The sequence below is a fragment of the Bradyrhizobium sp. 186 genome, assembly GCF_023101685.1.
Lineage (GTDB): Bacteria > Pseudomonadota > Alphaproteobacteria > Rhizobiales > Xanthobacteraceae > Bradyrhizobium.
Map to the genome: position 1 here is coordinate 143,633 of NZ_CP082165.1, position 17,589 is coordinate 161,221.

Here is a 17,589-nt window from a genome sequence, read left to right on the forward strand (position 1 = left end):
CTGGCCTCGATGGCGAACCTCTGATCGAAATCACGCAGCCTCGGATGACGGTCAAGGACTGTGCTCTTAACGGAAAATAGTGGCACTGCCCTGCTCATGCTGAAGAGCAGCCGCTACATCGAAATCTATCAGGCCGCTGATGCATTTGTTCGGTCGGCTATCGTTTCGTCTCGTTCTCGACGGCCTTCGCACGCGCAGGTGAGGATTTTCGCGCGCCGGGGCCCGGATGAACATGGACCTCCTTCGCGGTCAGCGGCTCACCGCATTCGGAGCAGACCATGACGGGGTTGAACATCTTGTGGCAGTTCTTGTGTTCGTGCAGCAACGGCCGTCCGCGCGAATCGACCATGTGGATATTGCCCCAGTGCACGATCGACATGATGATCGGATAGAGGTCGAGACCCTTCTGCGTCAGGATATACTCGTAGCGCTTGGGCGCGTCCTGATAGGGAATTTTGCGAAGGACGCCAAAGCGGACGAGCTTCTTCAGCCGGTCGGCCAAGAGGTGCCGGGTCACGCCAAGCGACCCCTGGAACTCGTCGAATCTGCGGATCCGAAGAAAACATTCACGCAGGATAAGCAGGCTCCAGCGGTCGCCGATGACCGCCACCGTGCGGGCCAGCGAGCACGGCTCCTCCTCGAGAGCATCCCATTTCATCAACGTCTCCAGTCGATCTGCGGCATCTAAGAAAATAAATGCTAAATCAGAACTCACTACATTTCAATAGGATGCCTCATTCTGCGCAGAAACGTCGGCATTGAATGATGATGATCATATTGACAGTTCTAAAAGAGAACGTTAGGACTCGTGCCACGATCAATCAGGTGGCGAACCATTGCCGCCATCGAAGGGAAGGGCGTTCCATGGCAGCTCCGCTCAGGGTCGAATTTCACTTCGATTTCGGCAGCCCCAACGCCTACCTCGCCGAGCTTGCGCTGCCCGCCATCGAGCAGCGAACGGGAGTCAAGTTCGACTACGTGCCGGTGCTGCTCGGCGGTGTCTACAAGGCGACCGGCAACATGTCGCCCGCGGAGTCGCTGCGCGGCATCAAGAACAAGCCGGAATACAATGCGCTCGAGACCGAGCGTTTCCTGCGCCGTCACAGCATCACCAAATTCAAGACGAATCCGTTCTTCCCGGTGAATACGCTGATGCTGATGCGCGGCGTTGTCGCGGCCGAGTTCGAAGGGATGTTCGAGCCCTACTTCCGTGCCGCCTATCACCACATGTGGGTCGAGCCCAAGAAGATGGACGATCCGCAGGTGTTCCGCGAGGCGTTCCTGTCATCCGGGCTGGACATCGATCGCATCATCGCTCGCGCCCAGCAGGACGACGTCAAGAAAAAGCTGATCGAGAACACAGGCGGCGCGGTGGCGCGCGGCACGTTCGGCTCTCCAACGTTCTTCGTCGGCAACGAGATCTACTTTGGCAAGGACAGTCTGCGCGATGTCGAGGAAGAAATCCTTGCGCAATTGAGCTCGGCGCTGCGCAAGAGCGCCTGACCGCGCGGAGCCATCCGGAACGAACCGAGCCCGCAAAGGGCCTTTCAACGGGAGGTGTCATTGGCGAACTGGCAGCAGGCTGCAGCCGAAATCACGAATGCGTTGCCGCAGCGCATCCATGAGGTCATGGACCCCTATGTTGCCGCCACTCCCGACCGGACGGCGCTGATCGAAGACAATGCCAGCCTGACCTATCGCGAACTCGATCGGGCGGTTGGTGCTACGGCGGAGGCGCTGCGCGCGCTAGACATCCGCGCCGGCGATCGCATGATGATCGTCAGCGAGAACTCGATCGCGCTCGCCTGCCTCCTGTTCGCTGCAAGCCGCCTCGATGCCTGGGCGATTGTCGCCAACCCGCGGCTGTCGCCGCGTGAGCTCGATCAGATCAGGGATCATAGTGGCGCCCGGCGCATGTTCTTCACGGCAAAGGTCTCCGAAGAGGCGGCCGCGCACGCGACGCGTTACGACGCTGCGGTGCAGGATGTCGGACCGCTCCACGGTATCGGCGTGTCTGCCCTGAACCAGGACACGCAGGCCGAGCCGGTCGAGGCCGACGGCACACGTCAGGTAGCGGTTCTCATCTACACCTCCGGCACGACCGGAACGCCGAAAGGCGTCATGCTCACGCATCGGAACCTGCTGTTTTCGGCGAGGACCACGGCGAATTTGCGCAGCATGACGGCGCACGACGTGCAGTATTGCGTGCTGCCGATCTCGCATATTGTCGGCATCTCGCTGCTGACGATGACGCTGATGGTCGGCGGCATCACCCGGCTGGTCACCAAATACAACCCGGCTGCGCTTGCCAGGGCGCTGACCGAGGAAGGCATCACGCTTCTGAACGGCGTGCCCGCTACCTACCAGCGGCTGCTTGAATACAAGCAGATGGCGGGTTTACAGAGGCTGGAGCGCGGGGCGCTGCGCCTGATGAGCGTCGCCGGTGCCCCGCTCGATCTCGAGCTCAAGGCAAGGGTCGAGAAGGAGCTTGGTCTGCCGCTTGGCAACGCCTTTGGCATCACCGAATGCTCGCCAGGTATTTCCGGCGTGCGGCCCGAGGCGCCGCGCAGCGACAATTCTGTCGGCACCCTCGTGCCGGGTATCGAGGCCCGGATCGTGGCGCGCGACGGCACCATCGTGACGAACGGCGACATCGGCGAGCTGCATGTCCGCGGACCGAATGTGATGCGCGGCTATTATCGCGCGCCCGACCTCACGGCGAAGGCGATCGACCCGGACGGGTGGTTCAACACGGGAGATCTCGCGCGCTTCGAGGGCGATGCGATGTTTATCGTTGGCCGCACCAAGGAGATGATCATTCGGTCCGGCTTCAACGTCTATCCGGCCGAGATCGAGGCGGTGCTCAGCACCCATCCCGACGTGGTGCAATGCGCCGTGGTCGGGCGGCCGGTCGTGGGCAACGAAGAGATCGTCGCATTCGTCCAGCTCCTCAAAGGCTCCTCGGCCACCGCGCAGGATGTGATGGCGCATGTCGCGCCGGAGCTCACGTCCTACAAGCGGCCGTCCGAGATCATCCTCATGGACGCGCTGCCGGCCACGTCGACCGGCAAGCTCCTGAAGCACAAGCTGGCGGAATCGCTACGCAGCTGAAGCGGGCGAGATCGCTTCAACATCTCACAAGGCTGGAGAAGTCCCGTGCAGAAGAGAAACAGGACGGTTGCGGTAATCGGCGCCGGTGACTTCATCGGCGGCGAGATTGCAAAGAAATTTGCCTCGGAAGGCTTCACGGTCTTCGCCGGTCGCCGCAATGGCGACAAGCTCGCGCCCCTGGTCAAGGACATCGAGGCCGCCGGCGGCGAGGTCCACGCCCGCTCGCTCGATGCGCGCAAAGAGGAGGAGATCACCGCCTTCCTGAACGACGCCGATAAGCACGCGCCGCTCGAGGTCTGTATCTTCAACATCGGCGCCAACGTCAATTTTCCGATTCTCGAGACCACCGAGCGGGTGTTCAGCAAGGTCTGGGAGATGGCGTGCTACTCCGGCTTTCTCGCCGGCCGTGAAGCGGCGCGGCTGATGCTGCCGCGCAGTGCCGGCAACATCTTCTTTACCGGCGCGACCGCGTCGCTGCGCGGCGGTAGTGGCTATGCCGCCTTCGCCAGCGCCAAGTTCGGCCTGCGGGCCGTCGCGCAGGCGATGGCGCGCGAACTCGGGCCGAAGAACATCCATGTCGCGCACCTCATTATTGACTCCGGCGTCGATACCGAATGGGTGCGGCAGCGCCGACTGGAAGCGCTCGGCCCCAATGCGCTCCATAATCCGGACCTGCTGATGCCGCCCGCGTCGGTGGCGGCGTCCTATTGGCAGCTCTACCAGCAGCCCAAGAGCGCCTGGACGTCCGAGCTCGAGATCCGTCCGTTCGGCGAGAAGTGGTAGGGAGTGCGTCCCATGGAGCTCGCGCTATCCCCGGAAGACGCGGCGTTTCGCGACGAAGTCCGCGCATTCATCAAGGACAATTATCCGGCTGCGATGCGCGTCCCCAATCCGGAGACCGATCTTTCCAAGGAGCAGATGCTGCTGTGGCATCGCATCCTTCATAAGAAGGGTTGGATCGCGCCGCTCTGGCCCAAGGAATATGGCGGGCCCGGCTGGTCGATCACCCGCCGTTTTCTGTTCGAGCAGGAGACCAGCCGTGCCGGCACGCTGCCGCCTCTGGCGTTCAGCGTCACCATGGTCGGCCCGGTGATCTACACCTTCGGCAATGAGGGGCAGAAGAAGAAGTTCCTGCCGCGCATCTTGTCGGGCGAGGACTGGTGGTGCCAGGGCTATTCCGAGCCGGGCTCGGGCTCGGATCTCGCCACCGTTCGCACCAAGGCGGTACGCGACGGCGACCACTACATCGTGAACGGCCACAAGACTTGGACCACGCTGGCCCAGCACGCCGACTGGATCTTCTGCCTGGTCCGCACTGATCCGACGGCCAAGCCGCAATCCGGCATTTCGTTCCTCCTGATCGACATGAAGTCGCCGGGCGTCACCGTGCGTCCGATCATCACCATCGACGGCTCGCACGAGGTCAACGATGTCTTCCTGGAGAACGTCCGCGTCCCCGTCGAGAACCTGATCGGCGAGGAAAACAAAGGCTGGACCTACGCAAAATTCCTGCTCGGCAATGAGCGCACCAGCATGGCCGGGATCGGCCGCTCGACGCGCTACATCGAGCGGTTGAAGAAGATCGTGAAGGCCGAGATTCCGGAAGACGATCCGGCGCATCTCGAATTCATCCGGGACATCGCCCGCGTCGAGCTCGACGTGCTGGCGCTGGAGGCGACCGAGCTACGCGTCGTGGCGCAGATGGCGCGCGGCATCGATCCTGGGCCGGCGGCCTCTCTGTTCAAAATCCGCGGCACAGAGATCTTCCAGGATATCACCGAGCTGACCCATCGCGCGATTGGCAATGATGGCCTTGCGATCCGCGAGCATCCGGTCAGCGCCAACCGCTTCATGCCGGGGCCGGACTACGGCCACACGGCCTCGGAGAAATACCTCAACTCGCGCAAGCTATCGATCTATGGCGGGTCGAACGAGATCCAGCGCAACATCATCGCGAAAGCAGTGCTCGGTCTGTAGCAACAGCGCCAGGAAGAGGGTCGGATGGATATCCAGTTCACGGAAGAGCAGGAATTGTTGCGATCGAGCGTTCAGCGACTGCTGCGCGACAAGTATGATTTCGATGCGCGCCGCAAGATCGTCGCGAGCGAGGAAGGCATTAGCCGCAAGCAATGGGCGGAATTCGCCGAGCTCGGCCTGCTCGCCGCGCCGTTCTCGGAAGCCGTCGGCGGGCTCGGCGGCGGGCCGCTGTCGACCATGATCATCATGCAGGAGTTCGGCCGCCGTCTCGTCGTCGAGCCCTTTGTCGAGACGGTCGTGGTGGCCGGCGGCTTGATCGAGCAGGCGGGTTCCGACACGCAGAAGCAGGCCTACATCGCCGACATTATTGCGGGAGCTAAGCTCTGGGCACTGGCCTGGACCGAGAAGGGCTCGCGCTTCGATCTCGCCACCGTGACCACGACGGCGCGCCGGGACGGCAACGACTATGTCCTCACCGGCGAGAAGACCGCGGTGTTGGCCGCACCCTGGGCGGATTATCTCATCGTCTCCGCCCGCACCTCGGGCCATCGTCATGATCGCGGCGGCGTCAGCCTGTTCGTGGTCGATCGCCGCGCCGCCAACCTCGATCTGCAGAGTTTTAGGACCATCGATGGCCGCAAGGCAGCCGAGCTTAGCCTTCGGGGCGTGCGCGGGGAGTTGCTGGGCAAGGAGGGCGAGGGCGTTGCCGCGCTGGAGGCCTGCCGCGACCGGGCGATCGGCGCGCTCTGTGCCGAGGCGGTCGGTGCGATCGGTGAGCTGAACGCATCGACGCTGGACTATTCCAAGACACGAAAGCAGTTCGGCGTCACGATCGGCAGCTTCCAGGTCCTGCAACACCGGATGGTCGACATGTTCATCGCGCATCAGGAAGCGCTGTCCCTGATGCAGCATCTCAGCCTCAGTCTTGGCGAGGATGAGGCCGGCGTCTCGCGGCTCGCCTCGGGCGCCAAGTCCAAGATCGGCTATGCCGCAAAATTCGTGGCCGATCAGGCCGTGCAGTTGCACGGCGGCATGGGCATGACCGACGAGCTCAATGTCGGTCATTACTTCAAGCGGATCTCTTCCATCAATATCCAGTTCGGCGATCCCGCCTACCACGTGTTGCGTTACGCGCAGCTCGACGCGGCCGCCTGAGACAGAGAGGCAAGCATGTCGTCACCCGAAGCAGTCATCGTCTCCACCGCACGCACCGGCGTCGGCAAGGCCTATCGCGGCGCGCTCAACAACACCGACGGGCCGACCCTCGCCGGCCATGTCATGGCCGAGGCGGTGAAGCGCGCCCGCATTGCGCCCGGCGAGGTTGAGGACGTGGTGATGGGCTGCGCGATGCAGCAGGGCACCATGGTGATGAACGTTGCGCGCAAGGGCGCGATCCGCGCCGGGCTTCCGGTGACCGTTGCCGGCACCACGATCGACCGCCAATGCGCCTCCGGCCTGCAGGCGATCGCGGTGGCGGCGCGCTCGGTGATGCTCGACGGCGTCGAGATCGCGATCGGTGGCGGCATCGAGTCAATCAGCCTGGTTCAGAACGATCACATGAACAAGTTCCACGCGGTCGACCAGGATCTCATGGCGATGAAGCCTGAGATGTACATGTCGATGCTCGAGACGGCCGAGGTCGTTGCCGAACGCTACAAGATCGGCCGCGACAAGCAGGACGAATACAGCCTCGAATGCCAGCGCCGGGTCGGCGCCGCGTTGCAGGGCGGCCGCTTCAGCGACGAGATCGTGCCGATCACGACGAAGATGGCGGTGGTCGACAAGGACACCAAGGAGGCCATCTATCAGCAGGTGACGCTGGCCAGGGACGAGGGCCCGCGGCCGGATACCACGGCGGAAGGCCTCGCCAAGATCAAGCCGGTGTTCGAGGGCAAGACCATCAGCGCCGGCAATGCCAGCCAGCTATCGGATGGCGCCTCGGCCTGCGTGGTCATGAGCGACAGGATCGCCGCGCAAAAGGGACTAAAGCCGCTCGGCATCTTCCGCGGCTTTGTCGCCGCCGGCGTCGAGCCCGATGAGATGGGCGTCGGCCCGGTCGCCGCGATCCCGCGGCTTCTCAAGCGTCACAATCTGAAGATCGACGACATCGATCTTTGGGAGCTCAACGAAGCCTATGCGGTGCAGGTGATCTATTGCCGCGACAAGCTCGGCATCGATCCGGACAGGCTCAACGTCAACGGCGGCTCGATCGCGATCGGCCATCCCTACGGCATGACCGGGTCGCGGCTGACGGGCCACCTCTTGATCGAGGGTCGGCGGCGCAAGGCGAAGTACGGCGTCGTGACCATGTGTATCGGCGGCGGCATGGGCGCAGCCGGCCTTTTTGAAATCGTCCACTGATCGGAAACGCGGGAGAAATTCGTGAAGACAGCAATCACCGAACTGTTCGGCATCCAGCATCCGATTATCCAGGGCGGCATGCACTATGTCGGCTTTGCCGAGATGGCGGCCGCGGTGTCCAACGCCGGAGGCCTCGGCATCATCACCGGCTTGACGCAGCGGACGCCTGAGCTATTGGCAAAGGAAATCGCGCGCTGCCGCGACATGACCGACAAGCCGATCGGCGTCAATCTCACCTTCCTGCCGAGCTTCACCGCGCCGCCCTATCCGGAGTATATCGCGGCGATCCGCGAGGGCGGCGTCAAGGCGGTGGAGACCGCCGGCCGCAGCCCGGAGCAGTACATGCCGGCGCTGAAGGCTGCCGGCATCAAGGTGATCCACAAATGCACCTCGGTGCGGCATTCGCTAAAGGCCGAGAAGATCGGCTGCGACGCGGTCAGCGTCGATGGTTTTGAGTGCGGCGGCCATCCCGGCGAGGACGACATCCCTAACATGATCCTGCTGCCGCGCGCGGCCGACGAGCTCAAGATTCCGTTCGTGGCCTCCGGCGGCATGGCCGATGCGCGCAGCCTGGTCGCGGCGCTGTCGATGGGCGCTGCCGGCATGAACATGGGTACGCGCTTCATCGCCACCAAGGAGGCACCGGTCCATCCCAATGTGAAGCAGGCGCTGCTTGACGCCACCGAGCTCGATACGCGCCTCGTAATGCGCGCGTTGCGCAACACCGAGCGGGTGCTGAAGAACAAAGGCGTCGACGAACTGCTCGAGATCGAGCGCGAGAAGGGCGCCACGTTGAAGATCGACGACATCCACGAGCAGGTCGCGGGCGTCTATCCGAAGGTGATGATCGACGGCGACATGGACGCCGGAGCCTGGAGCTGCGGCATGGTGGTCGGCTTGATCAATGACGTCCCGACGGTCAAGGAACTGATCGATCGTATCATGGCTGAGGCCGAGCAGATCATCCGGCAGCGGTTGACTGGCTTCCTTGATGGTACCGTTGCAACAACCAAGCCGGCGCGCGAGGTCGCCTGAGGGAGAGTGCCATGACCGAACATGTGAAGACCGAGATATCAGACGGCGTGCTGACATTAACGTTGCAGCGGCCGGAGAAGAAGAACGCGCTGACCGGGGCCATGTATAACGCTCTGTCCGACGCGCTCAACCAGGCCAAAGTCGATCCGTCGGTGCGAGTCATCCTGTTCCAGGGCGACGGCGACAGCTTTACCGCCGGCAATGACTTGGCGGACTTCGCCAGCCAGGCCCGCGGCGAAAGCGCGGTCGATAGCCCCGCCCATCACTTCATCCAGACCATCAGCGAGGTCGACAAGCCGATTATAGCCGCTGTCCAGGGCAATGCCGTTGGGATCGGCACGACCATGCTGCTGCACTGCGACCTGGTCTATCTCGCCGAGAACGCGCGCCTGATGACACCCTTTGCCAATCTCGCCTTGGTGCCGGAGGCGGCGTCAAGCTGGCTGCTGCCGTTGCGGATCGGGCACGTCCGTGCTTACGCCATGTTTGCGTTGGGCGAGCCGATGGAGGCGTCCGCTGCGGTCGCCTGTGGCCTTGGCAACGCCGTCGTGCCGCAGGCTGAACTGCGCAAGAAAGCGCATGATGCGGCCATCACGCTGACCAAGCGTCCCGCCGGCGCGCTGAAGTCGACCAAGAAGCTGATGCGTGATCACGAGCGTATCGAGGCGCAAATCAGCGAAGAATCGCAATTGTTCAAGCAACGCTTGATGACGCCGGAGGCCCGCGAGGCCTTTACCGCATTCGCCGAGCGACGGCCGCCGGATTTCTCGAAGGTCGCCTGACCTTCGTAAATTCTTGGGGGCGCTGGGAGTTCTCACAGATGGCCGACTTGCGGATATTCTCCTATCTGCCGAACCCGCGCGTCTGGAAGGCGACCATCGCCGCACGTTTCTGCGGCGTGGACGTCGAGGTCAGGGGTGCTCCGCCCAAGGAGTTGCGAGACTGGCTGTGGGACTACGATGCGCGGCCGCTGGCGGAGCAGGAGCGCCAATCGTTGTCTTCCCTTGCCCGGACCGGGCGGGTCGGGCTGACCGGCGTGAAGCTGTTGAAGACCGATGCGTTCCTCCAAGCCCAGCCGTTCGGCAACGTTCCAGCGGCATTCGGCCCAGACGGAAAGATCGGAATCTTTGAATCGAACAGCATCATGCGGGCCGTGGCGCGGCTGGGAGAGGCGACATTTTCGCTCTACGGACGTGACGCCTGGGAAGCCTCCAGGATCGACAGCTTTCTCGATGTCAGCCTGCTCTTTGCCCGAGACTCGCAGATCTATCTCCTTTCGTTATTGGACGGCGCCGTCGATGCGGCGATCCACGCCCGCGCCAAGCAGGCGTTCGCAATCTATGCCTCCGGGCTCGAGCAGGCTTTGTCCGCGCAACGGAAAACGCTTGTCGGAGAGCAAATCTCGCTGGCCGACATCTGCTTTGCCGCCGAGCTCGCCTTGTTCATGAACGAGCAGGCGCGTGCGGCGCAATTGAACGAGCGCGGCCTGGACAGGATCCTGCATGACGGCGTCCGAAACGAATATCCGCTCGTCTTTGCCCATTTTGATCGGCTGATAGACCACGAGCACTTCAGGCCGGATCTCAAGCCATATGTCGAAAAGCTGTTATCGAAGTGACAGGTTCCGGAGGAAAGCCAATGCATAAGGCCGTGATCATCGGAGTCGGCCCGGATCGAGGGCTGGGCGCACAACTCTGCAAGCGTTTCGCCAAGGAAGGGCTGCATGTTGTCGCGGTCGGACGCACGCCGGCTTCGCTGGATGCCGTCGTCGCCGACATCCGAAAGGCCGGAGGCGAAGCTTCGTCCGTCGTCGCCGACGCGACGAAGGAGGCGGACGTGGCGGCGCTCTTTTCAGACGTGGGCACCGACGTCGATGTCGCGATCTACAACGCGGGCAACAACACTCCCGGTCGAATTCTCGAGATGGAATCGAGCTATTTCGAGAAAAGCTGGCGGGTCGCCTGCTACGGCGGATTCCTGTTCGGACGGGAGGCGCTTCGCCACATGGTCCCGCGCAAGCGGGGCACCATTCTGTTTACCGGAGCGAGCGCTTCACTCCGCGGCCGGGCAGGGTACGGGGCCTTCAATTCAGCGAAGGCCGGCCTGCGTACGCTCGCCCAGGCGATGGCAAAGGAATACGGGCCCGAGGGCATCCATGTCGGCCACGTCGTCGTCGACGGTGCCATCTACGGCGAGAAGATACGCAGACACTTCCCCGACGCTGACCAGCGCCAGGACCGCCTGATCGATATCGAGGGCATCGTGGAGTGCTACGCCTTTCTCTACCGGCAGCCCCCCAAGGCGTGGTCCTTCGAGATAGACGTGCGTACCTCCCTGGAAAACTGGTGAGTTCGTAGTGGCAGGGAAGGGCAGCAAAGCGCTTTCGAGAAAGTTAAGTCGCGTTGCGCGGTCCCGCTACTTCCGCCGATCCGGGTCCGGGAACGTCGACACCAGGTGCTTAGGGCACGCAGTGGCGCCGCGGCCGCGCGACGGATTGCGGAAGCACTCGCCGCTGTAGCCGAACGCCATGTCCTAACGCCACGCTAGCGTCTAAAAGCTGCACACTGGCACAAAGGATGTGATCGCCGCGGCGTTGCGCGCGGTCTTTCGCCACGCTCGGTCGGACCGTGCCGAAGAACGCTGCGCTCCCCGCTGCTCCGGCACCCATGCTCAAAAGCTTACTCACGCCCGCATCTCCCTGTTCCCTACAATCGGAGGCCGCCTGGGCGGCGACGAACTGGCCGAAGAGTTTGGCCGGGCTCAACAGGGCCGCCGATCCGCAGACCGGGGGTACGACAAAATTGTTGTGGAGAAGCTCGCTCACGGGAAGCTAACTCGCTTACCGCGCCTCTCCCGACATCACGTTCTCCCTTCGAACTATTCTAGTGCGAGGCCGGCGTCCATTCGGACGCACCGGGGTTCTTGAACTCCACCGAATCGCGCAGCGCCTCCAGATCCGTGGTCACGTCGTCGATGGTTCCGTCGGCGCCGCAACCGATCAGCAAGCTCCGGCCGGCGAAAACCAGGCCGTCCTTGCGCCAGCACCATGCCCGAGGGTCGTATCCAGCTCTCACGAAGACTCCATCCGCCCCGCTGATCTTCGTAAAGAAGCGCGATCGGCCGCCGACCGCACGATCGATAGCCTCCAGGTCGCGCCGCAAATAGACTTGCGCGATGACACTGATCTCCGGATCAATGACGACTGCGGAGATGGGCTGGGCCTCATCCTGTTCCGTCGGTGCCGGCCTTGCGAGGGGCATCCAGCGCACCAGCTTTGCGATCGTCTCGACGTCGGATTTTGGAGGCGTGTGGTCTCCGACATCGTCCTTGTGGCCGACGACGAGACCGACGCCGGCAACAATACGCGAGCCGCCGATCGAAAAGCCCTTGGCGCCGATGTCGTCCTTTGCGGAAATCAGCCGATCCCCGTTCGGAAATTTGGCCCAGACGCAGGGCTTGGATCCGAGCAGGTGGGTGAAACCCGAGATGACGTTTCCTTGAAGTCACGGTCTCGGCTTCGGGGTCGATCAGAAGGAGCTTCATGGAGATACGCCCGATCCGGGTTTCAGATCGCAATTCCGCTCGCGAAGGAGGAGCATCGCATATCTGTGCGGTGGTTCCCCCATATCCAAGCTCGCTATCTCGGGCATGGCCTTGCCGGCGATCGCCTGGAGATCGCCGACCATGCCGACCGTCGACTCGATGACGGCAAGGATTTGCATGTCGCGCTTCGCCCACTGCCGGCTCACGAATTTGCGCTCTCTGTCGAGATCGTCCCTGTGTGTACCGAAAACCTTATCCGAGTTGATGACGTGATCGAATCGCATAAGCTGGCGGAATGATCGGGCTGCTCTGTTTCGTGCTGACCGTCCTGGCGTTGCCATTCAAGTCGAAGTTGCGGCTTGAAGCTGAGAACGCGGTGCTTCGACATCAGTTGAATGTCTTAAAGCGTAGGCTGCCTGGTCGCGTCCGGCTCACGAACAATGATCGCTGGTTCTTTATCCAGCTGTATCGCTGGTTTCCGTCAATCCTGCAGGTTCTCACCATCATCCGGCCCGAGACGCTCGAGCGTTGGCACAGCGCCGGCTTTCGCCGCTACTGGCGTTGGAAGTCGCGCCCACAGGGAGGGCGACCGCAGATCGACACGGAACTGCGCGTGTTGATCCGGCGGATGAGCGTCGAAAATCCACTTTGGGGCGCGCCACGCATCCACGGCGAACTGCTCAAGCTCGGGTTTGAGATCGCGCAGTCGAGCGTCGCCAAGTACATGGTCAAGCGACGGGGACCACCCAGCCAGGGATGGCGAACCTTCTTGCGCAACCACGCGCCGGACATTGCCGCCATGGACCTGTTCGTTGTTCCAACCATCGGTTTCGATCTGCTCTATGCCTTCGTCATCGTCCGGCTCGGCCGCAGAGAGCTCGTCTGGACCAACGTCACAGCAAATCCGACGGCAGAATGGGTTGCACGTCAGATCACCGAGGCATTTCCTTGGGATGGGGCTCCGCGTTATATGATCCGGGACCGCGATCGGATCTACGGCGCCATTGTCACGCGCCGACTTCGCGCCATGGGCATCCGAGATAAGCCAGTTGCCCCAGCCTCGCCCTGGCAGAATGGCGTTGTCGAACGGCTGATCGGATCGATCCGGCGTGAGTGTCTCGATCATGTCATCATCCGGAGCGAAGCGCATTTGCGTCGGATTCTAAAATCCTATGCCGACTACTACAACGGCGTCAGAACGCATCGGTCACTGAACAAAGATGCGCCGATCTCCCGCCCGCTTCAACTGACTGGAATCATTCGTTCACACCCGATACTCGGCGGGCTTCACCACTATTACGTCCGGGTTTGAGTTTTCGGTACACACAACCGGACAGTTCCTGATCGGTCAGATGTCGCAGTATCGCAGCAAGCTCGCAAGCCTCGCCGGCGATGAAGCGCAGAAGCGGGCGGAACTGGAGAGTCAGAAGGTTTCGATCAGCAAGATCCAGGCGGTGCTGCCGCTGATGGAAGAACGCGCCGAGATGCGCAAGACGCTGTTCGATCATCAGACCGGTACGAAGCTCGCCTATCTGGAAAATCTGCAGGAGTTGCTGTCGAACCAGAAAGACCTCGAGTTACAGACAATCCATCTCAAGGAAGCCGATGCCGCCGTTGTCGCGGCGAAGGCCAAGCTGGAAGAAACGCGGGCCGACTTCCACCGGGGTATTCTGAGCGATCTAGCCGAAGCGACCCGCAAGGCCAACGGTCTGGCGCAGGATGTTGCCAAGTCAGAACAGCGGACAAAGTTATCAGGCCTTGACTGCGCCCATCGACGGTGCGGTTCAGCAATTGGCGATTATTCGATTGGCGGCGTCGTCACCCCGGCCGAAGCCCTTTCTGACAATCGCGCCCGCCGACAGTAAAATGGAGATCGAGGCCATGGTCGACAACCAGGACATAGGTTTCGTCCATCCCGGCCAGGACGCCGAAATCAAGATAGATACCTTCAATTTCACCCGCTATGGTCTACGGCACGGCAAGGTCGTCTCCCTGTCTCAGGATGCGATTCCACGCGACAATTCCGGTAAATTGGATCCATCATCAAGACCGAGTGCTGGCGACAGCGGCGCGGCGGATCCGGCCTACGCGGCACGCGTGTCGCTCGATCAAACCCGAATGCAGGTCGACGACAAGCTGCTCAATCTCTCGCCCGGCATGGCTGTTACCGTCGAAATCAAGACCGGCAAGCGGCGGATCATCGACTATCTGCTTTTGCCCATATCGCGTCATCGCCAAGAGAGTCTGCGCGAGCGTTGATTGGGCGATCACGAGCTGCGGGGCAGCGACGGCCAAAGCGGCATCCCTAACTTGCGGGAGCGACAGCCCGCGGTCGACGCGCAGTCGCCGGATATGTTCTGGCCACCAACGCTCGCATTTCTTCGAGCCGCCTTTTGTGGCAGCCGGCTTTTGGCGCCGCGATTGCCGATCTGCTGGATCTCGCCGACCGCTACGGGGCGTACTCTGCATCGACGACGCGCAGATTCGAATGATGTCGTCAGCAACGAGATGCGTTGGGATCGGGTCCTGTCCCCGCAACCAAGGATTAGCCCATGGGCTTTCTGACTCCGAAATCACCCGGGAGAGAAGTTCGGCGTGCTGAGCCCTCGGCGATCGAGCCCGTTATTTGGTTGTCCGACTCAGGTTAAGGATCGCGAGAAGTTGCAGAATGGCCAACAATAGTGGCCCTATCGTCTTGCCGACATCGTGCTGAAAGAGGCCGACGCCAGCGTCGAGTAGCTGCACGAGTCCAGCAAGCGTTCCCAACGGCAATATCCAGGACCTTCGACCAAGTGTCGACAAAGTAATCAAGGCGAGCGTCACTGTTCGCGCTGCTGCATACATCGCAAAAATTTGCGAGGCCACCGTCGGCGACGAGCCCGAGGGCAAGATCGCGCTGGGACTGACAAGTCCAGCAATCGAAAATCCGCATGCGACGATGACGTTAGTCGCCGTGACCAGAGATGCGATGCGCAGGGCAAGTTTATCCGAACCGTCGGTTGTCATGCTTCCGTCCTGTGTGTGGGTGCATTCGACCTAGGGTTCAAGTTGCCTCTTGACAAGGTCACTAGGTGACCTAGTGTTTGGCATAACAAGTATGTGATCGGGTCTCGAGATGCAGCTTCCCGCTCTTCCTGGCGGAGGCGGGCGCTTCATCGAGCTGGAAGTCACCAATTGGGGGGAAAATGCGTATTGATCTTAAGAAGATGTGCTTTGCCTTGACCGTTGCAGGAGCACTGGCTCCGTTGCAGCAGGCGGACGCCTATGAATCAGGCTCACCCGGCACGCAAGTGCCCCCTGGCATCGCGATCGGTAACACGACCGCTGCTGCGCCGGGTCCAGGCATCTACATGTTCGACCAGTTCTGGACCTATCAGGCCAAGATCGTCGGCCCCGGAGCGCCGAATGTGGGCGGCGCTGCTACCGCTGTGAACGTCAACGCGGCGACGCCCGGCTTCGTTTTCGTTCCTGGCTGGACTTTTCTCGGGGCGACCTACGATGCGGTGCTCGTTCAGCCCTTCGCCAATGCTGACACTGGCGCTCCGGTGAGCACGACGAAAACTGGGGTGCACAACACCTTCGTGGTGCCGGTCGAACTCAGTTGGAAGCTTGGTCAGTCTGGCTTCTTCGTCAAGACGGGGCTCGGCATCGGCGTGTCCGACGGCACTATCTCAGGTGTCAACGGTTTGGGTAACGTCGGCAACCCCTGGTGGACGTTTAGGCCTGAATTCATCGTCTCATATCTGAACGAAGGCTGGAATCTCACCGCGGCCTTCTACTACGAAACCAACACTCGAAATACCATTACCAACTACCGTAGCGGCGACGTGCTTGATTCCGAGTTTGCCGTAACGAAGCAGTTCGGGAGGTGGACCCTCGGCGTCCTTGGGTACTACGTGGCTCAGGTTGGAGACGATACGTCGAGTGCCTTCTATGGCAATGCCATCGCAGCGAACCGCTTTCACGAAGGAGCCGTGGGAGGCCTTGTCGGATACAACTTTGGTCCGGTGCAATTGAACGTCTATGGCTTCCGCGAAGTAAGCGCTGGCGCGTCCGGCGGCTCGCCGACCCCGTTTGTTACCGACCGGGCGGCGGTCACCAAAGGGTACAAGTTGTTCGCCAATGTGAGCTATCGCTTGTGGGCGCCTGATCCACCGGCGACGCCAGTGAAGCCCCAAATTTTCAAGTAGCGGACTGGACCACCGCTAACTGGTGGCGCCGAAAGGCGCCACTTCTTTTGAAGAGCGTGCAGAATCGTACATCTCTCCGGGATGGCCTAGCTCTGCACGCGGGTCGATTGCCACAGGATAAGTCTGGCGGCCCCCGGCGCTCCTGCCCAGATCCCAGTATACAGATTCACGGACGTGCGGCTTGTGCCGTCTGCCGAGACATCCATCTCCAGCTTACCCCGTACGATTGCGACTGAATCATAGATGCGGATCGCAACTTCGGAATGGTCCAGGCGATGGCAACGGAGACTTCCGTTGGCAAACTTTTCGATCAAAGACTTCTTTGTGTCCGACTTGGAGGATGCATGTATCCAGACCAGGTCGTCGGCGAATAAGCGGTCGAGACCAGCCAGATCGGCTGCCAGCATAGCACTGCGCCGAGCCTGTCCAGTTCGTCAATATCGTTCTTCTGCATGTGCGGTATCTCTCACAGGGCGCGGCGCGTGGAATCATCCAACCCGCAACAGCAATGTTGACAGCAATTGGCGAAGCTTGGGGTCGTTCAGTCGAATTTCCTTCGCCTTTGGCAAGGCGGTGATCAAAGCGACCGCCTTCGTATGGAACTGTTGTGCTGCAGCGACCGCCTTCGTTCGATTTCTCGCGATGACTGACTCGACCAATTGCGTGCGAATTGGCTTGAGCTTCGCGAGAATGGCGCGCCATTGTGTGACGGAATCACAAAGCTGATGACCGAGCTCGGTCTGCAGTTCGGCTAGAAAACCGCAGAGCGCGGCGAGCAGGGGATTGTGCGCTGCGGCCGCCATCGCGTTGTGGAAGGCGAGAACAGCTTGCGCGGCCTGCTCGGCCGTGGCGATGTCATCGAGCGCGGCGAGGGTGGTGCGCAGACGTCCGTGGTCCTCGCGTGTCGAGACCTCGGCGGCCAATGTGGCCACATGTTCGTTCAACGCCCCCCACACGCCGAGGACATCGGCCACCCCCAGCTTGCCCAGCTGGATCACGGCACTCAAAGAGGTGGCGACCAACTGATCCGGATTGGCAATAACGTAGGCGCCACTGCCATGTCGCACGTCGGCAAATCCCAAAAGACTAAGGCCGCGGATCGCCTCACGGACTGTGGGTCCACTGACGCCATAGCGCTGCGCCAAATCCTTTTCTGAAGGCAGTTTCGTGCCCCGCGGGATGGTACCGAGAATGATGTCGTTCCGCAGATCCTTGAAGATCTGATCGGCGATGCGTTCGCGATCAATGACCTGCGACCCGCTTCGGAATGTTGCCATTTTTGATTGTCCAGCGGTACGATTTGATAGTAGGTGACCTAGTGACTAGCAATTTGTTCGGCTCCGATCAATCCGCAGTGGCATGCGCAATTGCT

At 61.6% G+C, this 17,589-nt stretch carries 19 protein-coding genes; 15 read left to right on the forward strand and 4 right to left on the reverse strand.

Annotation, left to right across the window (positions count from 1 at the left end; all coding sequences use genetic code 11):
* Positions 1-157: 157 nt before the first annotated feature.
* A complete protein-coding gene (locus IVB18_RS50450) occupies positions 158-658 on the reverse strand; it encodes a helix-turn-helix domain-containing protein (protein WP_247992224.1) in 501 nt (166 codons plus the stop codon).
* Positions 659-864: 206 nt separating this feature from the next.
* Here IVB18_RS50450 and IVB18_RS50455 point away from each other — a divergent pair, with 206 nt between their 5' ends.
* The 10 genes from IVB18_RS50455 to IVB18_RS50500 all read left to right on the forward strand — a co-directional run bounded on the left by IVB18_RS50455 (position 865) and on the right by IVB18_RS50500 (position 10,833).
* The gene (locus tag IVB18_RS50455) at positions 865-1,503 is read left to right on the forward strand and encodes a 2-hydroxychromene-2-carboxylate isomerase (protein ID WP_247992225.1); all 639 of its coding nucleotides are present in this window, start codon (positions 865-867) and stop codon (positions 1,501-1,503) included.
* 126 nt (positions 1,504-1,629) lie between these two features.
* Entirely contained in the window at positions 1,630-3,111 is a 1,482-nt protein-coding gene (locus IVB18_RS50460; RefSeq protein ID WP_247992265.1) for a class I adenylate-forming enzyme family protein, read from the forward strand.
* A 45-nt stretch (positions 3,112-3,156) separates the two neighbouring features.
* Positions 3,157-3,894, forward strand: coding sequence for an SDR family oxidoreductase (locus IVB18_RS50465; RefSeq protein ID WP_247992226.1), 738 nt, complete (start codon positions 3,157-3,159; stop codon positions 3,892-3,894).
* 12 nt (positions 3,895-3,906) lie between these two features.
* Positions 3,907-5,088 (forward strand): acyl-CoA dehydrogenase family protein, encoded by a 1,182-nt coding sequence (locus IVB18_RS50470; protein ID WP_247992227.1) that lies wholly within the window; start codon positions 3,907-3,909, stop codon positions 5,086-5,088.
* 24 nt (positions 5,089-5,112) lie between these two features.
* A complete protein-coding gene (locus IVB18_RS50475; RefSeq protein ID WP_247992228.1) occupies positions 5,113-6,243 on the forward strand; it encodes an acyl-CoA dehydrogenase family protein in 1,131 nt (376 codons plus the stop codon).
* Positions 6,244-6,258: 15 nt separating this feature from the next.
* Positions 6,259-7,449 (forward strand): acetyl-CoA C-acyltransferase, encoded by a 1,191-nt coding sequence (locus IVB18_RS50480; RefSeq protein WP_247992229.1) that lies wholly within the window; start codon positions 6,259-6,261, stop codon positions 7,447-7,449.
* 21 nt (positions 7,450-7,470) lie between these two features.
* Positions 7,471-8,484 carry a nitronate monooxygenase family protein gene (locus tag IVB18_RS50485; protein WP_247992230.1) on the forward strand — a complete coding sequence of 338 codons (1,014 nt, stop codon included), beginning with the start codon at positions 7,471-7,473 and terminating at the stop codon, positions 8,482-8,484.
* Positions 8,485-8,495: 11 nt separating this feature from the next.
* Entirely contained in the window at positions 8,496-9,266 is a 771-nt protein-coding gene (locus tag IVB18_RS50490) for an enoyl-CoA hydratase (RefSeq protein WP_247992231.1), read from the forward strand.
* A gap of 38 nt (positions 9,267-9,304) precedes the next feature.
* The gene (locus IVB18_RS50495) at positions 9,305-10,102 is read left to right on the forward strand and encodes a glutathione binding-like protein (protein WP_247992232.1); all 798 of its coding nucleotides are present in this window, start codon (positions 9,305-9,307) and stop codon (positions 10,100-10,102) included.
* A 20-nt stretch (positions 10,103-10,122) separates the two neighbouring features.
* Entirely contained in the window at positions 10,123-10,833 is a 711-nt protein-coding gene (locus tag IVB18_RS50500; RefSeq protein WP_247992233.1) for an SDR family NAD(P)-dependent oxidoreductase, read from the forward strand.
* Between the two features lie 533 nt (positions 10,834-11,366).
* On the opposite strand, the gene IVB18_RS50505 is transcribed toward IVB18_RS50500, so the two are convergent.
* Complete coding sequence (locus IVB18_RS50505; protein WP_247992234.1) at positions 11,367-11,744, reverse strand: hypothetical protein; 378 nt, start codon at positions 11,742-11,744, stop codon at positions 11,367-11,369.
* A gap of 48 nt (positions 11,745-11,792) precedes the next feature.
* Here IVB18_RS50505 and IVB18_RS50510 point away from each other — a divergent pair, with 48 nt between their 5' ends.
* The 4 genes from IVB18_RS50510 to IVB18_RS50525 are packed head-to-tail and all read left to right on the forward strand — an operon-like array spanning position 11,793 to position 14,286.
* Complete coding sequence (locus tag IVB18_RS50510) at positions 11,793-12,326, forward strand: hypothetical protein (RefSeq protein WP_247992235.1); 534 nt, start codon at positions 11,793-11,795, stop codon at positions 12,324-12,326.
* Positions 12,323-13,339 carry an integrase core domain-containing protein gene (locus tag IVB18_RS50515; protein WP_247992236.1) on the forward strand — a complete coding sequence of 339 codons (1,017 nt, stop codon included), beginning with the start codon at positions 12,323-12,325 and terminating at the stop codon, positions 13,337-13,339. The genes IVB18_RS50510 and IVB18_RS50515 overlap by 4 nt, the downstream gene beginning before the upstream one ends.
* A 40-nt stretch (positions 13,340-13,379) precedes the next feature.
* Positions 13,380-13,892, forward strand: a complete 513-nt coding sequence (locus IVB18_RS50520; RefSeq protein WP_247992237.1) for a hypothetical protein — start codon at positions 13,380-13,382, stop codon at positions 13,890-13,892.
* Positions 13,834-14,286 (forward strand): HlyD family efflux transporter periplasmic adaptor subunit, encoded by a 453-nt coding sequence (locus IVB18_RS50525; RefSeq protein ID WP_247992238.1) that lies wholly within the window; start codon positions 13,834-13,836, stop codon positions 14,284-14,286. The genes IVB18_RS50520 and IVB18_RS50525 overlap by 59 nt, the downstream gene beginning before the upstream one ends.
* A gap of 363 nt (positions 14,287-14,649) precedes the next feature.
* Here IVB18_RS50525 and IVB18_RS50530 read toward each other — a convergent pair whose 3' ends face one another.
* Positions 14,650-15,033 carry a hypothetical protein gene (locus IVB18_RS50530; RefSeq protein ID WP_247992239.1) on the reverse strand — a complete coding sequence of 128 codons (384 nt, stop codon included), beginning with the start codon at positions 15,031-15,033 and terminating at the stop codon, positions 14,650-14,652.
* A gap of 179 nt (positions 15,034-15,212) precedes the next feature.
* Between IVB18_RS50530 and IVB18_RS50535 the strand changes: the two genes are divergently transcribed.
* The gene (locus IVB18_RS50535; RefSeq protein ID WP_247992240.1) at positions 15,213-16,217 is read left to right on the forward strand and encodes a transporter; all 1,005 of its coding nucleotides are present in this window, start codon (positions 15,213-15,215) and stop codon (positions 16,215-16,217) included.
* A 488-nt stretch (positions 16,218-16,705) separates the two neighbouring features.
* Here IVB18_RS50535 and IVB18_RS50540 read toward each other — a convergent pair whose 3' ends face one another.
* Positions 16,706-17,494, reverse strand: coding sequence for a GntR family transcriptional regulator (locus tag IVB18_RS50540; RefSeq protein WP_247992241.1), 789 nt, complete (start codon positions 17,492-17,494; stop codon positions 16,706-16,708).
* Between the last annotated feature and the right edge of the window lie 95 nt (positions 17,495-17,589).